The organism is Hydrogenimonas thermophila (assembly GCF_900115615.1).
Classification (GTDB): Bacteria; Campylobacterota; Campylobacteria; order Campylobacterales; family Hydrogenimonadaceae; genus Hydrogenimonas; species Hydrogenimonas thermophila.
Genome location: NZ_FOXB01000092.1, coordinates 1 through 1,304 on the forward strand (window position 1 = coordinate 1; position 1,304 = coordinate 1,304).

Consider the following 1,304-nt stretch of genomic DNA (forward strand, 5'->3'; position numbering starts at 1 on the left):
CAGCCAAATCCAATGAAATTTTAAATAATTCTTAAATGTATAATTTTGGAAAGGTTTTTGCTTTAGTTGACTCAAAAACGAGGAGTCAACTATGAAACGATACACAAAGGCAAAAACATTGCTTGAATCACTAATGACAATACCAGACTATAGAGTAGATATAGGAAAAGTAGAGTATCCCCTAGCAGAAGTACTATTTATGGTGATATTTGCACTATTAAAAGGGAATACTACATTTAAAGAGATTTTTGGCTGGATGATATACAATAAAGATAATCCGGTGTTAAAAGAGATTTTCGAAAAAGATGAAGTTAAAATGCCTTCAAAATCTACACTGCACAATATATTAACAAATACCGATAATAACACACTTGAGAAGGTATTTAGGCAACATTTTTCAAACTATGTAAAAAAAGAGAATATTGCAATAGATGGTAAATGGTTAAATGGTAGTGATGTAAATGGTCAATACACCAATGAGTGTCATAAAGCGATTTTGAATATATTGGATAAAGATACGAAGATAGTGTTTGCACACAAATTTATGGCAAAAAATAAAGAGAATGAAATCACTGCACTTAAACAAGCTTTCGATGAAGATGATCTATTTAGTGATGAAGGACAGATATTTTCATTTGATGCAATACAAACTCAAACTCAGACACTTAATAACATCAATAGCAAAAAAGATAAATATCTTGCAAAAGTAAAAGATAATCAAAAAGGTTTAAAGCAAAAGATTATTGAAACTATTGAGACTTATGAAAAACCAATAGATAGCTACTCTTTTGAAGATAATGGGCTTAGTTGTGGTAAAAAGTATGTAAAAAGAGAGGTTGAAATATTTTATAGTCCATCTATAGATATAGCAATGTATGATGAAAACATTGATAATATTCAAACTCTAATTAGGGTAAATAAAACACTTACCTGCCCAAAAACTAAAAAACAGACATTCTATAGTGAATATTTAATAGCAAACTTTAGAACTACTGCTGAGGATTTTTACAATAAAATTATCTCTCACTGGAGAGTTGAAACTTACCATTACCATTTAGATATGCTAATGGACGAAGATGAACATATAGCTTATAAAGAGCCTTATTCTATGGCAATCTTAAGATCATTTGCACTCAATCTATTTCAACTATATCACAATGAAAACAAAGGCAAAAAGCTACCTACTGGCAAGGTTACAATGGCTGAAATTAAAAGGACTTGCAAATATGACGATAACTTTACAGCAGAGCTTTTTGAGCAAGAATATGTTTAAGGTTAGTTTTAAATTTCATTGGATTTGGCTG

The 1,304-nt window shown here is 29.9% G+C and carries 1 protein-coding gene; it reads left to right on the forward strand.

The window, feature by feature from the left end:
* Positions 1 to 91: 91 nt before the first annotated feature.
* Positions 92 to 1,273: an ISAs1 family transposase gene (locus BM227_RS12605; protein WP_092914369.1), complete on the forward strand. Its 1,182-nt coding sequence runs from the start codon at positions 92 to 94 to the stop codon at positions 1,271 to 1,273.
* Positions 1,274 to 1,304: the final 31 nt, after the last annotated feature.